Origin of the sequence: Leisingera aquaemixtae (assembly GCF_006740765.1) — a bacterium.
In the GTDB taxonomy this organism is placed as follows: domain Bacteria; phylum Pseudomonadota; class Alphaproteobacteria; order Rhodobacterales; family Rhodobacteraceae; genus Leisingera; species Leisingera aquaemixtae.
This window is the reverse complement of the sequence record NZ_CP041159.1, coordinates 1,197,856-1,215,262: the sequence shown is the minus strand read 5'-3', so window position 1 is coordinate 1,215,262 and position 17,407 is coordinate 1,197,856. Positions and strand designations below refer to the sequence as shown.

At 63.4% G+C, this 17,407-nt stretch carries 21 protein-coding genes and 1 other RNA gene; 12 read left to right on the top strand and 10 right to left on the bottom strand.

Annotation, left to right across the window (positions count from 1 at the left end; all coding sequences use genetic code 11):
• Positions 1-53: 53 nt before the first annotated feature.
• The 6 genes from R2C4_RS07625 to R2C4_RS07600 form a co-directional block, all read right to left on the bottom strand.
• On the bottom strand, positions 54-1,694 hold the full coding sequence (locus R2C4_RS07625) for a BCCT family transporter (RefSeq protein WP_141890176.1): 1,641 nt from the start codon (positions 1,692-1,694) through the stop codon (positions 54-56).
• Between the two features lie 96 nt (positions 1,695-1,790).
• Positions 1,791-2,210, bottom strand: coding sequence for a universal stress protein (locus R2C4_RS07620; RefSeq protein ID WP_058286715.1), 420 nt, complete (start codon positions 2,208-2,210; stop codon positions 1,791-1,793).
• A gap of 194 nt (positions 2,211-2,404) precedes the next feature.
• Complete coding sequence (acuI, locus tag R2C4_RS07615; protein WP_141890175.1) at positions 2,405-3,397, bottom strand: acryloyl-CoA reductase; 993 nt, start codon at positions 3,395-3,397, stop codon at positions 2,405-2,407.
• Positions 3,398-3,511: 114 nt separating this feature from the next.
• Positions 3,512-4,606: a dimethylsulfoniopropionate demethylase gene (locus tag R2C4_RS07610; RefSeq protein WP_141890174.1), complete on the bottom strand. Its 1,095-nt coding sequence runs from the start codon at positions 4,604-4,606 to the stop codon at positions 3,512-3,514.
• A gap of 61 nt (positions 4,607-4,667) precedes the next feature.
• Positions 4,668-5,300 (bottom strand): DUF1326 domain-containing protein, encoded by a 633-nt coding sequence (locus R2C4_RS07605; RefSeq protein WP_141890173.1) that lies wholly within the window; start codon positions 5,298-5,300, stop codon positions 4,668-4,670.
• 15 nt (positions 5,301-5,315) lie between these two features.
• The gene (locus R2C4_RS07600) at positions 5,316-6,086 is read right to left on the bottom strand and encodes a DUF2182 domain-containing protein (protein ID WP_208764532.1); all 771 of its coding nucleotides are present in this window, start codon (positions 6,084-6,086) and stop codon (positions 5,316-5,318) included.
• A 125-nt stretch (positions 6,087-6,211) separates the two neighbouring features.
• On the opposite strand from R2C4_RS07600, the gene R2C4_RS07595 reads away from it, so the two are divergent.
• From R2C4_RS07595 to R2C4_RS07570, 7 genes are all read left to right on the top strand, one after another.
• Positions 6,212-6,940, top strand: coding sequence for a FadR/GntR family transcriptional regulator (locus tag R2C4_RS07595; protein ID WP_141890172.1), 729 nt, complete (start codon positions 6,212-6,214; stop codon positions 6,938-6,940).
• Positions 6,941-6,982: 42 nt separating this feature from the next.
• Entirely contained in the window at positions 6,983-7,213 is a 231-nt protein-coding gene (locus R2C4_RS07590; RefSeq protein ID WP_244940796.1) for an aspartate aminotransferase, read from the top strand.
• 127 nt (positions 7,214-7,340) lie between these two features.
• Positions 7,341-7,690, top strand: a transfer-messenger RNA (tmRNA) gene (ssrA, locus tag R2C4_RS07585).
• Positions 7,691-7,995: 305 nt separating this feature from the next.
• Positions 7,996-8,535 (top strand): nuclear transport factor 2 family protein, encoded by a 540-nt coding sequence (locus R2C4_RS07580; RefSeq protein WP_141890170.1) that lies wholly within the window; start codon positions 7,996-7,998, stop codon positions 8,533-8,535.
• 99 nt (positions 8,536-8,634) lie between these two features.
• The gene (locus R2C4_RS21220; protein WP_167510247.1) at positions 8,635-8,808 is read left to right on the top strand and encodes a hypothetical protein; all 174 of its coding nucleotides are present in this window, start codon (positions 8,635-8,637) and stop codon (positions 8,806-8,808) included.
• A complete protein-coding gene (gene chrA / locus R2C4_RS07575) occupies positions 8,805-10,076 on the top strand; it encodes a chromate efflux transporter (protein WP_141890169.1) in 1,272 nt (423 codons plus the stop codon). The genes R2C4_RS21220 and chrA overlap by 4 nt, the downstream gene beginning before the upstream one ends.
• 119 nt (positions 10,077-10,195) lie before the next feature.
• Positions 10,196-10,669: an SspB family protein gene (locus tag R2C4_RS07570; protein ID WP_058286707.1), complete on the top strand. Its 474-nt coding sequence runs from the start codon at positions 10,196-10,198 to the stop codon at positions 10,667-10,669.
• 61 nt (positions 10,670-10,730) lie between these two features.
• Here the strand turns inward: R2C4_RS07570 and R2C4_RS07565 are convergent, their stop codons facing one another.
• Positions 10,731-11,288, bottom strand: coding sequence for a hypothetical protein (locus R2C4_RS07565; RefSeq protein WP_141890168.1), 558 nt, complete (start codon positions 11,286-11,288; stop codon positions 10,731-10,733).
• Positions 11,289-11,494: 206 nt separating this feature from the next.
• Between R2C4_RS07565 and fumC the strand changes: the two genes are divergently transcribed.
• The 4 genes from fumC to R2C4_RS07545 are packed head-to-tail and all read left to right on the top strand — an operon-like array spanning position 11,495 to position 13,477.
• On the top strand, positions 11,495-12,889 hold the full coding sequence (gene fumC, locus R2C4_RS07560) for a class II fumarate hydratase (RefSeq protein WP_141890167.1): 1,395 nt from the start codon (positions 11,495-11,497) through the stop codon (positions 12,887-12,889).
• Positions 12,889-13,065, top strand: a complete 177-nt coding sequence (locus R2C4_RS07555) for a DUF4169 family protein (protein WP_039949200.1) — start codon at positions 12,889-12,891, stop codon at positions 13,063-13,065. The genes fumC and R2C4_RS07555 overlap by 1 nt, the downstream gene beginning before the upstream one ends.
• Positions 13,062-13,280: a ribbon-helix-helix domain-containing protein gene (locus R2C4_RS07550; RefSeq protein WP_141890166.1), complete on the top strand. Its 219-nt coding sequence runs from the start codon at positions 13,062-13,064 to the stop codon at positions 13,278-13,280. The genes R2C4_RS07555 and R2C4_RS07550 overlap by 4 nt, the downstream gene beginning before the upstream one ends.
• A 23-nt stretch (positions 13,281-13,303) precedes the next feature.
• The gene (locus R2C4_RS07545) at positions 13,304-13,477 is read left to right on the top strand and encodes a hypothetical protein (protein ID WP_244940795.1); all 174 of its coding nucleotides are present in this window, start codon (positions 13,304-13,306) and stop codon (positions 13,475-13,477) included.
• Between the two features lie 91 nt (positions 13,478-13,568).
• On the opposite strand, the gene R2C4_RS07540 is transcribed toward R2C4_RS07545, so the two are convergent.
• From R2C4_RS07540 to R2C4_RS07530, 3 genes are all read right to left on the bottom strand, one after another.
• A complete protein-coding gene (locus R2C4_RS07540) occupies positions 13,569-14,939 on the bottom strand; it encodes a cytochrome P450 (protein ID WP_141890165.1) in 1,371 nt (456 codons plus the stop codon).
• A complete protein-coding gene (locus tag R2C4_RS07535) occupies positions 14,936-16,177 on the bottom strand; it encodes a hypothetical protein (protein ID WP_141890164.1) in 1,242 nt (413 codons plus the stop codon). Before R2C4_RS07535 ends, R2C4_RS07540 begins: the two co-directional genes overlap by 4 nt.
• 132 nt (positions 16,178-16,309) lie before the next feature.
• Entirely contained in the window at positions 16,310-17,062 is a 753-nt protein-coding gene (locus R2C4_RS07530) for a cytochrome c biogenesis CcdA family protein (RefSeq protein WP_058286699.1), read from the bottom strand.
• 67 nt (positions 17,063-17,129) lie between these two features.
• Between R2C4_RS07530 and R2C4_RS07525 the strand changes: the two genes are divergently transcribed.
• On the top strand, positions 17,130-17,390 hold the full coding sequence (locus tag R2C4_RS07525; protein WP_420870772.1) for a sulfurtransferase TusA family protein: 261 nt from the start codon (positions 17,130-17,132) through the stop codon (positions 17,388-17,390).
• Positions 17,391-17,407: the final 17 nt, after the last annotated feature.

Below are 17,407 nucleotides of genomic sequence, written 5' to 3'. Positions count from 1 at the left end.
ACAAAACGCCCCGGCTGCACGGCCGGGGCGTTTCCGCGTTTCCTGGTGCGGCCTCAGCGCGCTTCGGTCAGCAGCCCGCGGAAGATGGCCCAGCACATCAGCAGCAGCACCACGGTGAATGGCAGGCCGGTGGAGATCACCATCGCCTGCAGCGCCGCCAGCCCGCCGCCCAGCAGCAGCACGATGGCAACGGCGCCCTCGAAGATGCACCAGAACACCCGCTGCGGCACCGGCGCGTCGACCTTGCCGCCTGCGGTGATAGTGTCGATCACCAGCGAGCCGGAGTCGGAGGAGGTCACGAAGAACACAACCACCAGCACGATCCCCACAAAGGAGGTGATCCCGGACAGCGGCAGCTCGCCCAGCATCTTGAACAGCTTGAGTTCAAGCGACGCGTCCTGCGCCCCGGTGAAGCCGTCGGTGATCACCTGATGGATCGCAGTGCCGCCAAAGACGCTCATCCACAGCACGCAGACCAGGCTCGGGATCAGCAGCACGCAGATCAGGAACTCCCGCACGGTACGGCCGCGGCTGACGCGGGCGATGAACATGCCCACAAACGGCGACCAGCTGATCCACCAGGCCCAGTAGAACGCGGTCCAGCCCTGGCTGAAGTTCACGTCCTCGCGCCCGATCGGGTTCGACAATGCCGGCAGGTATTCGACATATGCCATCAGGCTGGAAGCAAAGCCTGTCAGGATCGCCACGGTCGGCCCCACCAGCAGCACGAAGATCAGCAGCAGGAAGGCCAGCCCCATGTTGATCTCCGACAGCACCTTCACACCGCCATCCAAGCCGCGCAGGACCGAAATCAGCGCGATCGCCGTGATGACCGAAATCAGAACCACCTCGGTGGTAGCGCCTGTCGGCACACCAAACAGCTCATTCAGGCCCGCGTTGGCCTGTGTCGCCCCGAAGCCCAGCGAGGTGGCAAGGCCGAACAGCGTGGCGAAGACCGCCAGAATGTCGATGATATGGCCGGTCCAGCCCCAGACGCGCTCCCCGAAGATCGGGTAGAAGGCGGAGCGGATGGTCAGCGGCAGGCCCTTGTTGTAGGTAAACAGCGCCAGCGCCAGCGCCACAATGGCGTAGATCGCCCAGGGGTGAAGACCCCAGTGGAAGATCGTCGCCGCCATCCCCAGGCGCACTGCCTCAGCTTCATTGCCTGCCGCCGCGCCCAGCGGCGCCCAGTCGGTGCGGGCGCCGCCGCCCTCAGGCACCGCCGTGCCGCCGAAGGCGGTGGAGAAGTGGCTCATCGGTTCGCTCACGCCATAGAACATCAGGCCGATGCCCATGCCCGCCGCAAACAGCATCGCAAACCAGCCAATGTAAGTGTAATCCGGCGTTGCCTCATTGCCGCCCAGGCGCACGCTGCCCCAGGGGGACACGATCAGAAACAGGCAGAACAGCACAAACAGATCCGCAGCCCCGAAGAAGAACCAGTCAAAATTGCTGGTGACCGCAGGGCGCAGCCAGTTGAAAAATGTTCCCGCCTGCTCCGGCAGCGCCAGCGCGTAGAACACGAAGGCCACGATTACCAGTCCCGAGACCAGGAACACCGGGTTGTGGATGTCGACCCCGAACGGGCCGATCTGGGTTTCGATATTGTCTTGACCAATCTCGTATTCGGTATCGATGATATCCGATTCGCCTTCCGGGGCGGGGATACCCTGATTTGTGGTTTCGTCAGCCATTGCGGCCTCCTTCCCTGTAAACTCCGGCCCATTATCTTTCGGCCTTGCAACCTTTGGCCCCGCAAGCTGGCGCCTGCGTCTTCAAGGGGCCCGCGGTCAGCTCTCGCGCACGACCAGCACCGAAACCGGCGCTTTTTCCGCAACCCGTCCGCCATGCGCATGGAACAGGTAATCGCTCACGTTCGGGACGTGGCTCGCCATCACGATAAGCTCTGCCCCGGTATCGCTGCAGGCCTTGATCAGCGTCTTATCAAGGTCCACCGCCGGATCGTGGCTGACAACGGCATGGCCCGAAGCGGTCATGTTGCGCTTGGCTGCCTGGCCGGACGCGAACGCATCAAGTTTTGCCGCAAACTCCTGCGGATTATGCGCCACCTTGCTGGGCTGGGGTGAGGTCACCCCCACGAAAATCACTTCTGCGTTGTAAAGATGCGCGAGATCCGAGGCCAATTGCAGCGCCCGCTCCAGTCGGTCGGCGTGGGTCAGATCGACGGGCACCATGATTTTGGAATACACGGTCTCCCTCCTCTTGCTTCAAAGTCAATGCGTCACCAGCACAGAGGCCAAGAGCGCACCGGGCGGGGCGGTATCGGGACCGCACAATCGCGGCGCTGCCCCCTCCCTAGGACCGCGGCAGGGCCGCGGCACGCATGAAAAACGCGCGGACATCGCCGCGCGTTCATCCGGTAGATGCAAAGTATTATAATGATTTAGGCGTTGACGTCCACCACGACGCGGCCCTTGACCTGGCCCTTGAGGATATCCGCCCCCAGTTGCGGCAGATCGCCCAGCGTGGCGGGCTGGATCATCGCTTCCAGCTTGTCCATCGGCAGGTCCTTGGCGATCCGCTGCCAGGCTCGGACACGGTTGTCATAGGGCTGCATGACCGAGTCGATGCCCAGGAGGTTCACGCCGCGCAGCAGGAACGGGACAACGGTGGCCGGCAGCGCGGCGCCGCCCGCCAAACCAACAGCCGCCACCGAGGCACCGTATTTCATCTGCCCCAGCACCCGCGCCAGCATGGCGCCGCCGACCGCATCCACGCAGCCCGCCCAGGTTTCGCTTTCCAGCGGCCGTTTGGTGGTTTCGTTGATTTCCTCGCGGGCAACAATCTGGGTGGCGCCCAGCGATTTCAGGTAATCGGCGGTTTCCGGGCGGCCGGTGACGCCAGCCACCTCATGGCCGAGATTGGCCAGGATTGCGGTCGCGACCGAGCCGACGCCGCCTGCCGCGCCTGTGACCAGAACCGGCCCCTGGCCCGGCTCCAGCCCGTGATCCTCCAGCGCCATGACCGCCAGCATCGCGGTAAAGCCCGCGGTGCCAACAGCCATCGCCTGGCGAGTGTCCAGCCCGTCCGGCAGCGGCACCAGCCAGTCGGCGCGCACATTGGCCTTCTGGCTGTAGCCGCCCCAATGGGCCTCGCCCACACGCCAGCCGGTCAGCACCACCTTGTCGCCCGGCTTATAGCGGCCGTCCGAGGACGCCTCTACGGTTCCAGCGAAATCGATCCCCGGCACGTGCGGATACTTGCGCACCAGCCCGCCGCCCGGCCCGATGCAAAGCCCGTCCTTGTAGTTCACGGTGGAATACTCCACCGCCACGGTCACTTCGCCTTCGGGCAACTGATCGAGGCTGATCTGCTCGATCGCGGCGGAGGTCTTGCCGCTCTCTTCGTCCTTGTTCACAACCAAAGCGTTGAACATCTCGTATTCCCTTTCCTCTGAACCGGGCCAGATCCTTAGTTCTTCTGGCCCAAAATATCCCGGGGGAGCCGCGGCCTGCCGCGGCGGGGGCAGCGCCCCCCTGCCCGTCTCAGCTCAGCGCCAGAACCGCTCCTGCACCGTTGCGGGCCGCATCCCTGCCGGGGTCTCCACTTCCATCCTGGCGCCCGGGTCCCAATGGGACCGGTCCACCATGCCAATTGCCGCGTTCACCCCGAATTCGGGGGAGTACACGGCCGAGCCGACATTCCCGACCTGTTTGCCATCCGCGTAAAGCGGCCAGGCATCCAGGCACGGCGGGATCTCTCCGCCGATCGACACCGGGCGGATCTGGCGGGCGGGGCCGTTTGCGGCCTGCTCTGCCAGCGCGGCCTTGCCGATATACTCTTCGGGCGAATTGCAGAATTTGCCCAGACCGCATTCATAAGGCGTGTTTTCGCGGGTCATGTCGTTGCCATAGCTCAAGAGCCCGCTTTCGATCCGCTCGATCGTGTTCGGGCAGCCCGCCCGCACGTGCATGTCCTCTCCAGCTGCAAACAAGGCATGCCACAGCGGCATGCCCAGATCCGAGCCTTCGACATAGACCTCAAAGCCGCCCTGCTTGGACCAGCCCGAGCGCGCAACCACCAGCTCCACTCCTTGAAACGCCAGCCGCTTGTAGCGGAAGAAGCGGATCTCGCGCACCGCCTCGCCAAAGACGCGGGCCATCAGATCCTCCGCCTTGGGGCCTTGCACCGCCAGCGGCGAGACGTCGGGCTCAACGATTTCCACATCCAGCCCCTTGGCAATGGCAATCCCCAGCACAAACTGCAGAAAGTCGCCGTCGGCCAGCGACAGCCAGTAATGATCGGCTGCCAGTTTCACCGCCACCGGATCGTTCAGCATACCGCCCTTGTGATCCACGACGGGCACATAATAGCACTGGTCATCCGCCATCCTGTCCATGTCGCGCGGGCTGATCATCTTCATCAGCCGCAGCGCGTCCGGCCCCTTGATGCTGACCTGGCGCTCACAGGCCACGTCCCAGACCTGCACATGCTCTTTCAGATGCGCGCAGTCGTATTCGAGACTGTCGAACACGGTGGCCAGCAGCATGTGGTTGTAAACGGTATAGGCCTTGACGCCCGCGGCCTCGACGCCGGGGGTGAAAGGCGTTCTGCGCACGCGGCGCGAGGGGAAGATATGTGCCATAGCGGCAGTCTCCGGAAACGGTCGTTGGCAGGCCGGCGGGAGGCCGGCCTGCAAGCTGCCTTTACTTCGGCCCGTGCCAGTCGATCTGGCAGATCTCAGCGGAGCGGCCTTCAAAGTCCCAGACCCGGCCAAAGGCGCGCACGCGGCCCTTGGTGGCGGTGGCGACGGTGATGTCGGGGCCCATCCAGTATTCGGTGTTGGTGACGACAATCTCCTTGCCGTCCTTGCCCTCAACCGGGACCACCGCGCCCTGGATTTTCTTGCCGACCATCAGGCGGCGTTCCTTGCCTTCGGTCTCGAACGTGACCGGAGAGCGTTCGGCGCCCAGGAATTCGCCCACCAGCATCGAGAACAGCCCGGTGGTGCCGCGCGCCGCGCCGGAGAAGATCGCAACCAGCGCGTCATAGGCGTCCTCCGAGGCGCGGTCATCGATATAGGCCGCCGCCTTCCAGTTGCCACGGCCCATGTTGCCGGGGATTTCCAGGAACAGGCCGACGTTCAGGCCCGAAAGGTCAACCCCGCCGTAATCGCCCGTGTCGATGCGCACGCCCGCCCAGGCCTGGCAATGGCCCTCGGTCGGCGGGTGCTTGCCCAGCGACACCACACAGGGGCAGAACACGGTGCAGTTGCAGTTGAGGATCAGCTCCCCTTTGATTGTCCAGGGCACGGTGCCCAATTCGCCGTCCAAGGCCATGTTTTAGTCTCCCTTTCAGATAATCCCTGCCGCCAGCGCCAGCGCCGCAGCCACCAGACCCGCACCCAGCGGTTTGGTGATGTAGCGGCCCAGTTCCGGCAGCTTTTCCAAAATCATGATCACGGTCGCCAGCCCCATGAAGGCGATGTTCATGGTGCCGCCCGCGAAGGCCAGCAGCATCAGCGCCCAGCAGCAGCCCAGGCACACCAGCCCCAGCCGCAGACCGTTGCGCAGCGGGCCCTCGTCCCAATGCTGCATGAAGAACACCAGCGGGCGGCGGCATTTACTGAGGCAGGCTTCCTTCACCGGCGAGAACTGATAGCCGCCCGCAACCAGCAGCAGCCCCGCCGACAGGTAGCGCGAATTGCTGTCGCCAAAGGCGGTGAGCAGCTCTGCCTGGAACAGCCCCAGCTGCAGCACGGCGGCCAGCGCCGAGAAGCCCAGCCACACCGCCAGATAGCCGCCCACCAGCCGGGTGAAGCTGGTGTCCGGCGCGGTGTGGGACAGGTCCTCGTAGGTGGCAAAGGCAGGCAGCGCGGTCGGCGCCATCATCGCCGCCGACATCAGCGCCCACATCATCAGCATCTTGCCAAAACCCGCCGCATCCGGGGTCAGCGTGCAGAAGTCGCGCCAGAAATCGGGCCCGTAAATGGCCCCCGCGGCGCGCAGCTCGGCTGGCACGGACATCGCATAGAGCAGCCCCCAAGCCCCCAGGATCAGCCCGAACAGGCCCAGCCAATGCCAGCCTCCCATGGTTCTGATCCGTTGTGCCAGAATGGCTTTCATCGCGCGCTCCGGGTATGAGGGTTAGCGACTCACGTCTTGAGTTTTAAATGTCAGACTTTTAAATGTCAGACAAATGATTTCTTGCCGGCCCCGCTCCGGCGTAACGCAGCGTCAGGATCCCGGGCATGAAGATTGACCCCAACAGCTCCGCCGATCTTTCGGTTCAGATAGCCCAGGCGATCAAGGATGCCATCATTTCCGGCGAGCTGATTGTCGATGAGCGGCTGCCGTCGGAGGCGGAACTGTCGGATCATTTCCAGGTGTCCCGCCCGACCGTGCGCGAAGCGCTGAAGCGGCTGGCGGCGCAGTCGCTGATCCGCACCCAGCGCGGCGCCTCCGGCGGAGCGTTTGTGAACCGGCTGAGTTTCGAGGACGCCTATTCGCAGCAGATCACCACCTCCACCCTGCTGCTGAGCATGAATGCGGTGAGTTTCGATACCGCCTGCGAGGCGCGCTACGCGCTGGAACGCGCCTGCGCGCCGCTGTCGGCCGAACGCCGCAGTGCGGACCATCTGGCGACGATGCGGGCGGAGATCTTCCGCCAGGGACAGCCCGGCCTGACCGATGAGGCCTTCTGCGCCTCCGACGTGGCGTTTCACCGGGCTCTGGTGGACGGCGCGGGCAATCCGGTGCTGTCGTATCAGCTGGCCGGCGCAGTGGAAGCAATGCAGCCGCTGATGAATATGATCACTTTCACCGCGCGCGACCGCGAAGTGATCACCGGACTGCATTCCCGTATTGCCGACGCCATCGAGGCGGGCGACGGCAGCGCAGCCGTCTCCGGCTTGCAGGATCTGGAGAGCGAGACCCGCAAGCTGGCCTCTGACGTTTTTGCCGCGCGGGCGCAGAGGTAACGGCTCAACACTTTTTTAACCATGACCCGGGACAGTTGGGTCATGGTTAAACCCGGTTCCGCCCTCTCCCCCGATATCTGGCTGCGCGATATCTTCGCCTGCAAAGCGGTGCAGAACGGCCAGGTGCTGCGCCGCAAGATCCGCGATATTGAGCGTTATGCCGGGATGGAGGCGTTTCTGGCCGAAGTCCGCGCCCGCGGGTTTCAGGCGGTGCTGAACCGCGAGCAGGTTGTCGTCTTCTGCAACAGCGCCCCGATCCGCAAACTGGTGTGACAGTGCCGTTTTCCGGCGCGGAAAACGGCCAGAAATCCTGCGAGGATTTCTGGCGGCACCAGCGGCGGCACAGCACCAGTTTTCCGCGCCGGAAAACTGGCCGGAATCCTCGCAGGATTCCGGTTGCCCCCTTTGCAACCGCACAGAAGCGCACTATATAGCTGATGTTCCCTTGTGGAACTATGGACATAAACGCGCTCGTAATAAGCGGATCGGACCCGGGGGCGGTACCCGGCGGCTCCACCAAAATCCTTCGTTTGGGGATCATGGGGCCGAAACAGGATCGACGGACGTCTAAAGGGGTTTGCTTTGTCTCGGCGGGGTGCCACCGTACCGGCCCAAACAGTACAATTGCAAACGACAATCGTGCTCCGGTTGCTCTGGCTGCGTAAGCAGTTCGAGGAATCGAAATCTAAGCCCTTGCGCCTAGCCGCGTAAGGCGGGGTTCGCAGGTACCTGGCAACAGAAACCTGCACTTTCTCCACTTTTTCCAACCAAGTCCTCAGCAGGTGTGCGGGGAATGCCTAAAACCTTAGGGATGGGCTGTAAAACCTGCCGGCGCCGGCTAAACTGCCGGGTCTGAACCGGACTCGGACCGCAAGAAATCCTTCAATGCCTTTGACTGCACAATGTTGAAATACTGACGCTCTGCGATTTCAGCCCGGCCGTGCCGGAGCGTGCAACTCCCTCCGTCCTGCTGCTTGCCGTCCGAACCGGCGCGGCTGCCTGACAGCCCCCTATGCCCCTTGCCTGACCGGGCATGGCTCTGCTTAACGAAAAGAATGACTGATACTTTCACCAAACCCGCGACTGAACCCTTTGTCACGCGCCGGGCCGCCGCATCCGGCGCAAGCCCTGTCATGGAAGCCCCCTTCGACCCGGCCAGCATGGCGGACATGCCTTTGACCCGTCTGCTGCATTACTGGTTTGAGGAAGTCTGGGGCAGAGGCAACCTGAGCGCCGTCTCCGACATCATGCGCCGCAATACGCTGATCTCCGGGTCTGTTTCCGCCCTTGCAGAACCGGAAAGCGATTACAGCGAGGTGGTCGCTGCGCTGCGCAACCTTTTGGGTCCAATCAAGGTGACCTTCACCCATGTTATGGAAACCGACGAATGGGTGTCGGTCCGGCTGGTGGCCGCGACCAGCAATCCCCGCGACGGCGAACCGTTCGAGATCACCGGCCAGGTCATGGCGCGGGTGGAGGACGGCAGGATTGCCGAGATGCACTCCAACATGGATTATTTCCGGATGTTCGAAATGCTGGGCCAGCTGCCGCCGGAGGCCCTGGCCATCTGCCTGACCGGGGAACGGCTCGGCTAACAGGCGTTTGCGGCGCCATCATCGCAGGTTCTTGATCTTTGCCCCCTGCCGGACGAGCCAGGCTCAAGCCTTCCAGCGCTTGACAGGCTGGCCCGGGGTGTGAGAGGCGCCGGTACCGATTGGCACGGCCTTGCCGCCATGGCGGCGGGGCTGTTGCGCCGGTCAGTGGAGCACCATCAGCAGCTTGAGGCAGCCATGACCCTGGATAACGCGCTGAACCGCCACGCCCGCGATGGCCACCGCCACAGCCGGTTCGCGGAGCGCGCAGCATGAGCCATCCCGGCTGGGCGGAGATGTTCCGTGTCTTTGGGCGCATCGGGGTGCTGAGCTTTGGCGGCCCGGCGGCGCAGATTGCCGTGATGCACAAGGAGCTGGTCGAGGACCGCCCCTGGCTGAGCGAAGAAAGCTTCCTGCGGGGGCTTTCGTTTTGCATGCTGCTGCCGGGGCCGGAAGCGATGCAGCTGGCAACCTATACCGGCTGGAAGATGCGCGGCACCGCTGGCGGGCTGCTGGCGGGGCTGCTGTTTGTTCTGCCCGGGGCCGCGGTGATTGCCCTTCTGGCCTGGCTTTACGTGCAATACGGCACCCTGCCTGCGGTGCAATCCGCCTTTCTGGGCATCAAGGCCGCTGTTGTTGTCATCATCCTGCAGGCGCTGCGGCGGCTGGCGGGCAAGGCGCTGCGCCACCGGGCGGACTGGATGCTGGCCGGCTTCGGCTTTGCCGCGCTGTTCCTGCTGAACCTGCCGTTCCCGCTGGTGGTGCTTGCGGCCGCCCTCACCGGGTTCCTGCGCAAGTCACCCGGGGCGGAGCTGCCCGCCTCTGCCGCGCCGTTTGAGGCTGCCGGCACGTTGCGGACCGTCGCCGTCTGGGGCAGCCTGTGGCTGCTGCCGCTGATTGCGCTCAGCCTGTCCGGCGCAGGCTTCCTGGCCGATGTCGGCTGGTTCTTCGCCAAACTCGCGGTAGTGACCTTTGGCGGTGCCTATGCGGTGCTGGCCTATATCAGCCAAACGGTTGTCAGCCAGTTCGGCTGGATCACCGCCGGACAGATGATCGACGCCCTGGGACTGGCCGAGACCACGCCCGGACCGCTGATCCTGGTCACGCAATTCGTTGCCATGCTGTCGGGGCTGCTGCAGGACGGAATTGGCCTGTTTCTGGCGGCAGGCGCGGTGGCGCTGTGGGCGACCTTCATGCCCTGCTTTCTGTGGATCTTCGCCGCCGCGCCTTATGTCGAGCGCATCGCCGCGCATCCTCGGCTTGGCATGGCGCTGAAGGCGGTTACTGCCACGGTCGCGGGCGTGATTCTGAACCTGTCGGTCTGGTTCCTGATGCATGTGGCGTTTGCCCAAACGCAGGTTTATGAGGCTGGAATCCTGCATATCCCTGCGCCGGTCTGGAGCAGCATGGACACCGCCGCGGTGCTGCTGGTTCTGCTGGCGCCGCTGGCGGCCTGGATGGTGCGCGGCAATATGCTGCTGCTGCTGGCAGCAATGGCCTGCGCCGGACTGGCCCTTGGCGAATTCCCGTTTCCAATCAGCTGACTGCGGCGGCTTTCAACCCGCCGTCCTGTGCCAAAAATAATTCGGCTGGCGAAAAGGGCGGTCTTTTGTTTCCGCCAGAATCTCTTATGCTTGGGAGCAAATGAACAAAGGGTGACTGCATGTCCCGTGAAATCGACTATGGCAACCTGATGCACTCTGCCATGCGCGGCCTGATCCGGACCGTGCTGCAGGACATCGCTGACAACGGCTTGCCCGGTAACCACCACTTTTTCATCACCTTCGACACGGCCCATCCCGATGTGGAACTGGCCGACTGGCTGTCCGACCGCTACCCGGGCGAAATGACCGTGGTCATGCAGCACTGGTTCGACAACCTGACTGTGGATGAAGAAGGCTTTGCCGTCACACTGAACTTCGGCGACTCGCCCGAGCCTCTTTATATCCCCTATGACGCGATCCGTACTTTCGTCGACCCGTCGGTGGAATTCGGGCTGCGGTTCGAAAGCGCCGATGAGGATTCTGAGGGCTATGCAGAGGCACCGGATGCCGATGAGGAGCAGGACACCGCCCGTGTTCCGGCCGAGGAAAAGAAAAACGCAGACATCGTCTCGCTGGACAGCTTCCGCAAATAGCGCGCGTCCGCGCTCGGGTGAACAACTGGCGGCCCCGCAGGCCGCCTGTTTTATGTCTGCATCACTGCCGCGACAGGAAGGTGCGCAGCTGCCGCCGGGGTTCGCCGTTCAGGCGCGAGATATATTCAAGGTCCAAGCCGCCTTCGGCCAAAGTCCGGTCGTACTGCTGCATCTCGTAATCCCCGTTGGGATGGATATACAGCGAGAACACCGTCAGCGTATCGCCGGTGATACGGCACCAGACAAACGGCTCCCCTTTCATCGGGTCGAGCGGCACCGAATGGCCGAAGACATTGCGGGTCATCGCTGCGGAAAAGACACCTTCACGGCCGCTGGGCAGAAACTCGATCTCATAGGTTTTCGACTTCCGGCGCCCGTCGTCCTTTTCCGTCGTAGACGTCCACTTGATGGTGAACCCTTTCTTCAATTCGCGGATCGCCACGCTCATATCCCGGGGGTCGGTGTCACCGTCTTCCTTCACGATCTCGACGCTGCCGGCGTATTCGCCCGCGAAGCGGGAAATGTCCGCGCGCGCCCACTGCGGCAGCAGCAAGAGCAGAACCGCCACCAGGGCGGCAAGGCTCACCAAGACCTTGAGAGTTCGCAAATGCGTTGGCACGTCGCAATTCCCTCCGGATGTCCAGGCCTGTCCCCCACGCACTGTAATCATAGCATGGTTTCAGGCAATGGCATGTCTTCGATTGCGCCAATTCGGCACTATACCTGCCCGCGCGATTGGCTATGCTGCGCGCAACTGGCCAATTGCACTGCCGCAATGCGCAGGCTAAACGGCATACAATCGCATACGTAACGGAGAGAAGACGGATGTCCGAGACCCGCACCGAAACCGACAGCTTTGGTCCGCTCGAGGTCCCTGCAGACAAGTACTGGGGCGCGCAGACCCAGCGGTCGATCATGAATTTCCCGATCGGCTGGGAAAAACAGCCGGTCGCCATTGTGCGCGCGCTGGGGGTGATCAAGCAGGCCTGCGCCATGGCCAACAAAGAGTCGGGCAAGCTGGACGCAAAGATCGCCGATGCGGTCATCCAGGCCGCCAGCGAAGTGGTGGCAGGCAAATTCGACGACAACTTCCCGCTGGTGGTGTGGCAGACGGGGTCCGGCACCCAGTCCAACATGAACTCCAACGAGGTGATCGCCAACCGCGCCATCGAGATCCTGGGCGGCACCATCGGCACCAAGGATCCGGTGCATCCGAACGATCACTGCAACATGGGGCAGTCGTCCAACGACACCTTCCCGACCGCGATGCATATCGCCACTGCGATGATGGTGCGCGACGTGCTGGTGCCCGGGCTGACCAAGCTGGCCGAAGGGCTGGAAAAGAAGTCCGAAGAATTCAAGGACATCATCAAGATCGGCCGCACCCACACCCAGGACGCGACCCCGCTGACGCTGGGCCAGGAATTCGGCGGCTACGCGCATCAGATCCGTCAGGGCCTGGCCCGGGTCGAGGCGGCAATGCCCGGGATCTATGAGCTGGCGCAGGGCGGCACCGCCGTCGGCACCGGTCTGAACACCCAGAAAGGCTGGGGCGAGAAAGTTGCCGCAAATATGGCAGAGATCACCGGCCTGCCCTTCGTCACCGCCCCGAACAAGTTCGAGGCACTGGCGGCGCATGATGCGATGGTGTTCCTGTCCGGCGCGCTCGCGACCATTGCGGGCAGCTGCTACAAGATCGCCAACGACATCCGCTTCCTCGGCTCCGGTCCGCGCTCCGGCCTGGGTGAGCTGATCCTGCCGGAAAACGAGCCCGGCTCGTCGATCATGCCGGGCAAGGTGAACCCGACCCAGGCCGAGGCGCTGACCCAGGTGGCAGCGCACGTCATGGGCAATGACGCGGCGATCAAGTTCGCAGGCTCCCAGGGCCATTTCGAGCTGAACGTCTACAACCCGATGATGTCCTACAACCTCTTGCAGTCGATCCAGCTCTTGGGCGATGCCGCCGACAGCTTCACCGAGCGGATGCTGAACGGCATCAAGGCCAACGAGCCGCGCATCGACAAGCTGATGAAAGAGTCGCTGATGCTGGTCACCGCGCTGGCGCCGACCATCGGTTATGACAACGCCACCACCGTTGCCAAGACCGCGCATAAGAACGGCACCACGCTGAAGGAAGAAGCGGTCAAGCTGGGCTTTGTCGATGAAGCCACTTTTGACGCCGTGGTGCGGCCTGAGCAGATGATCGGGCCGAAGGACTGATGGAAAAGCCGGTCAATCTGAACCGGTACAGAAAAGAAAAAGCGCGGGCCGAGAAAAAGGCCCGCGCTGACCGGAACGCCGTGACGTTCGGGCGGACCAAAGCCGAGAAAGACCTGGACAAGGCGCGCAACGCGCAAGAGGTCAAACGCCTGGACGAGCACAAGCGCGACGAATGAACGGGCGCCCGAAGAAGCATTCCCTGACCCTGCGCGGGCACCGGACCTCAGTGTCTCTGGAGGATGACTTCTGGGATGCCTTCCGCGAGATTGCAGCGCAGGAAGACCGCGCAATCAACGACCTAGCAGCCGAAATTGATGAAACCCGCGGCGAGGACTGCGGGTTGGCCTCCGCGATCCGGCTGTTTGTGCTGCGCCGGTTAAGGGTGCGTTAACCACGATCACGGACACTTGCCTCATGGCCCATGTGTTTCGTACTGTTTCTCCTGAGCTATGGATGCAGCAGATTTTCGATGTGAAATCTGCCCGCCAAGGTGGTGTCGTGCGTCGCAAACTGCGCGATGTCGAACGCAATGTTGGCTTGGCGCGGTTGCAAGCCAAGTGCAACGCCGCGGCTATCATGCGGTATTGAACGGCGAGCAGATCGTTATCTTCTGCAACAACGAACCCGTCCGCTTGCTGTGCTGACGCCAAAGTTTTCTGAAAACTTTGGCCAAAACTTTTCAGAAAAGTTTTGGCTGCTTTGGAGACAACTGCAGCCAGATCCCGTTCCTTGAACGCACGGTTAAATGCGCCACTGGCACCGGCGTCTTGCCTTCCACCGGTTCAATCCGGAACCGGCGCAGGACCATCGAAAGGATCAGCGGCCCCTCGACCATGGCGAACCCCGCCCCAGTGCAGACACGGGAGCCAGCAGAAAACGGGATATAGGCGTCCCGCTGGCACTGCTTGCCGTTCTCCGTCCCCCAGCGCGCGGGATCAAAGCCGTCCGGGTTCTCCCACAGCCGCTCATGCCGGTGCAGGTGCCAGGGGCTGAGCACCATCTGCGCGCCCTTGGGCACCGCGCGGTTGCGGAAGTGCTCGGAGCATGCAGCCTCCCGCACCATCATCGGCACCGGCGGATACAGCCGCAAGGTTTCGCGGAACACATCGCGGCTGATCTTCAGACGTGAAACGGCAGCAAAGCTCTCATCCTCCAGCACCGCGGCCTCTGCCGCCACCCTTTCCTGCCAATCCGGGTAGAGCGCCACCAGATAGAGCGCCCAGGCCAAGGCCGAGGCGCTGGTTTCATGACCCGCGAGGAAGAAGATCGCCACCTGATCGACCATCTCGGCGGTATCAAACGTGCTGCCGGTTTCCGGATCGCGGGTGGTCATGATCTTGGTCGCCAGGTCATCCGGCGCCCTGCCCGCCTCGATCGCCGCCATCCGTTCGGCCGTCAGCTGTGCGATCAGCGCCCGGATCGTTTCAGCGTTCCGGCGGGTGCCGCCGCGGAAAAACCGCGGCATCCAGCGCGGCAGCGGCACGAAGGCGGCCAGGTTCAGCAATGGCTGGCTGCGCTGGTAGTCGCGGAACCGGGTGAAGACTTCGCCGGCCACCTCATGCCCGATAGGGATCGAAAACAACGTGCGGAAGATCACGTCTGCCGCCGCGTGCGAGGTTTCCTCCTCGATCTCCACCGGCCCCTTCCGCCCCTCCAGGCGCTGGACCGCCGCCTCCGCCGCGGCGCGCATCGCCGGGTAGGTATCCTTCAGCCGCCCGCCCTCGAAGGCGGGGTCAATGATCCGCCGCTGCCGCTTCCAGTCCGCGCCATTGGTCAGAAACACCGAATTGCCCAGCAAGGGCTTCAGCCCCTCTGCAATGCGGTCCGATTTGGGGAAATCATCCGGGCGCTCCTTCAGCAGCAGCTTCACCAGATCCGGCTGGTTGACCAAGAAGGAGCGGAAAAACGGCGTTCGGAACTCTGCCATCCAGGCGCGGTAGAGCCGCGCAGGCTGCGCCGACAGGATGTCCTGGCGGAACAGTCTTACATAGCGCCACAGTGGCACCTTGTCGGGGCGCGCCGGCGGTTTTGGCGGCATCACTTTGGTCATTCAGCGGCCACCGAGGTGAACTTCGACACCGGCACGTCAATCCGCGACTTCGAAGGTTTCCGGTCCCGGTACCGTTCTGCCAGCGTCAGCGGCCCAGCAGTGATGCGGAAATAGTCATACTCGCCCGGCCGGTCGAAAGCGCAAAGATACTGGAAATGCAGACGGAAAAACCGCCAGCGCAACTGCTGCCAGCGCTCCGGGCTGAGGGTCTGGGTGAAGGCGGCAGAAAACACCAGCGGCCAGCGCTTGCCTTCCGGCGCAACGCCGCTGACAGCGACAGGATCACACAGCGCAAAGGCGCAGCCATCGCCCGGCGCGGTGACATCCACCCAGGCAAGCTCCGTGCGCTGGGACAGGTATCTCAGATCGGCCCGCAGACGGCTGGCCTGCGGCAGGAAGGAGACCATGGGCACCACTTGCCCCAGCGTGAGAAATCCAAGGGCGGGGCGGTCTTCCGGAAGCCCATGCCGGATCAGGTCCGCCAGCACCGGCACCCCCAGATGCGCACCGGAGGAGTGGCCGACGACCAGCACCTCGTCCAGGGTTTTGTCCTGTAAGGCGTCTGCAATCAGAGCGCGGAATTCGTCCAGCCGCACCTCCATCTCCGCCGGAATGGCGCCGCGGGAGGCCGCAGAATGGGCGTAATCGTGCATCAGGTAATACGCGAAGAACTTGCCGTCGCGTGTCTTGAACCAGCGCAGCAGCGCATAGCCGGCGCCAAGGCCCAGCATCCAGGCTGGCAGCAGGGCAAAGGGGCCGTTCAGCCCGGCAGCAGCAGCGGCAAGACCAAAGGCATGAGCAGCGCCCCAAGCCAGCAGCAGCGCCAGAAGCGCCTGCACAAGCAGCATTCCCACCGGGTAGAGCGCGGCAATCACCGGCCCCTTGCGCAGCCGCATCAGCCGCCTGAGCGCGCCGGTGGAGAGATAGATCCAGGCGGTGCGCAACAGCTGCCAGTAGGTGCCGGCAATCGTCGCCTCCATGCTGCCGCGCACGATGTCGGACCAGACCAGCACCTCGATATCGGCCTCAGTGCGCTGCCCGTCCATCTCAGCCGCAACATGCCAGCCGTAGGGGCCTTTGGTCCGTTTGGGAGCGAGCGTCAGGCTGTAGCCGGAAATCTGCGCCTGCGCGGCGCCTTCCTTGCGGTAAAGCTCCCGGTAGCGGCGCGGGTGAATCGGGTCATAGCCGGGGATGTAAAACACCCGGCGTTTGCGCACCTGCTGAGGGTTAGAACCCATGTGATCCACGCTGTTGATCCGCGTTGTCCTGCTCTGACGTCTCCAGCGCAGACTAGCAGCGCAATCCGGCAAGAGTAAGGCCGGGCGAGGCAAAGAAAAAGGGGCCTTCAGGCCCCTTTGAAAGTCCTCAGGTCAGCCCAGCGTGGCCAGCGCCGGGAAGGTTTCCAGCAGCCACCAGGAGAAGGTGGTGAACAGGCCGGTGACCAGCATGATGCCGACAAACAGCAACAGGCCGCCCATCACTTTCTCGATCAGCCCCATGTGGCGTTTCATCTTGTTCATCAGCGTCATCGAGCGGTTCAGGAACATCGCCGCCAGCAGAAAAGGCACGCCCAGACCCGCGGCGTATACGCCCAGCAGAAGCGTGCCGCGGCTGACGGAAGCCTCCGATGCGGCCAGCGACAGGATGGCGCCCAGCTGCGGGCCGATACACGGCGTCCAGCCAAAGGCAAAAGCCAGCCCGAGAACATAAGCCCCCAAAGCGGAGCCGCCGGATTCGCCCGCCTCCATCCGTGCCTCGCGGTCCAGCAGCGGAATGCGGAAAACCGACAGGAAGTGGAGCCCGAAGATGATCACGACGACGCCTGAAACCTGGGCGAAAAGCTCCTGATTTTGCAGCACAAATGCGCCGAATGCAGAGGCCGTGAAGCCCAGCAGCAGAAACACCGTGGACAGCCCCAGCACAAAGAACAGCGCCGCAATGATCGCTTTGCGCCGCGCGGCGACGGTGCCCTGCATCTCGCCGATGGTGACGCCGCTCATATAGGCCAGGTAGGGCGGCACAATCGGCAGCACGCAGGGCGACAGAAAACTGATCACGCCGCCCAGCAGCGCCACCAGCATGGCAGGGAGCAGCCCTGCGTCGATGATCTCGATTCCAAACATGGTCCAACACTTATGCCAGCGGGCGGCCAACGTCACGGGGACGGCTGGTCACATCCTTGTGGACAGCATGAAACATCCCCCTTATCTGAACACCATGAGCGAGATCAAAGTGACCCTCGATGCAATCGGGCTGCTGTGCCCCCTGCCCGTCCTGAAGGCGCGCAAGCGGCTGAAATCGCTGCAGCGTGGCCATGTGCTGCAACTGCTGGCGGACGACCCGGCGGCGGTGATCGACGTGCCGCATTTCTGCAATGAAGCAGGGCATGAATTCCTGGGCCACAGCGAAGGCGCAGGCCACCAGATCTACCTGATCCGCAAGGGCGGCTAGGCCGCAAACCTTCCCAG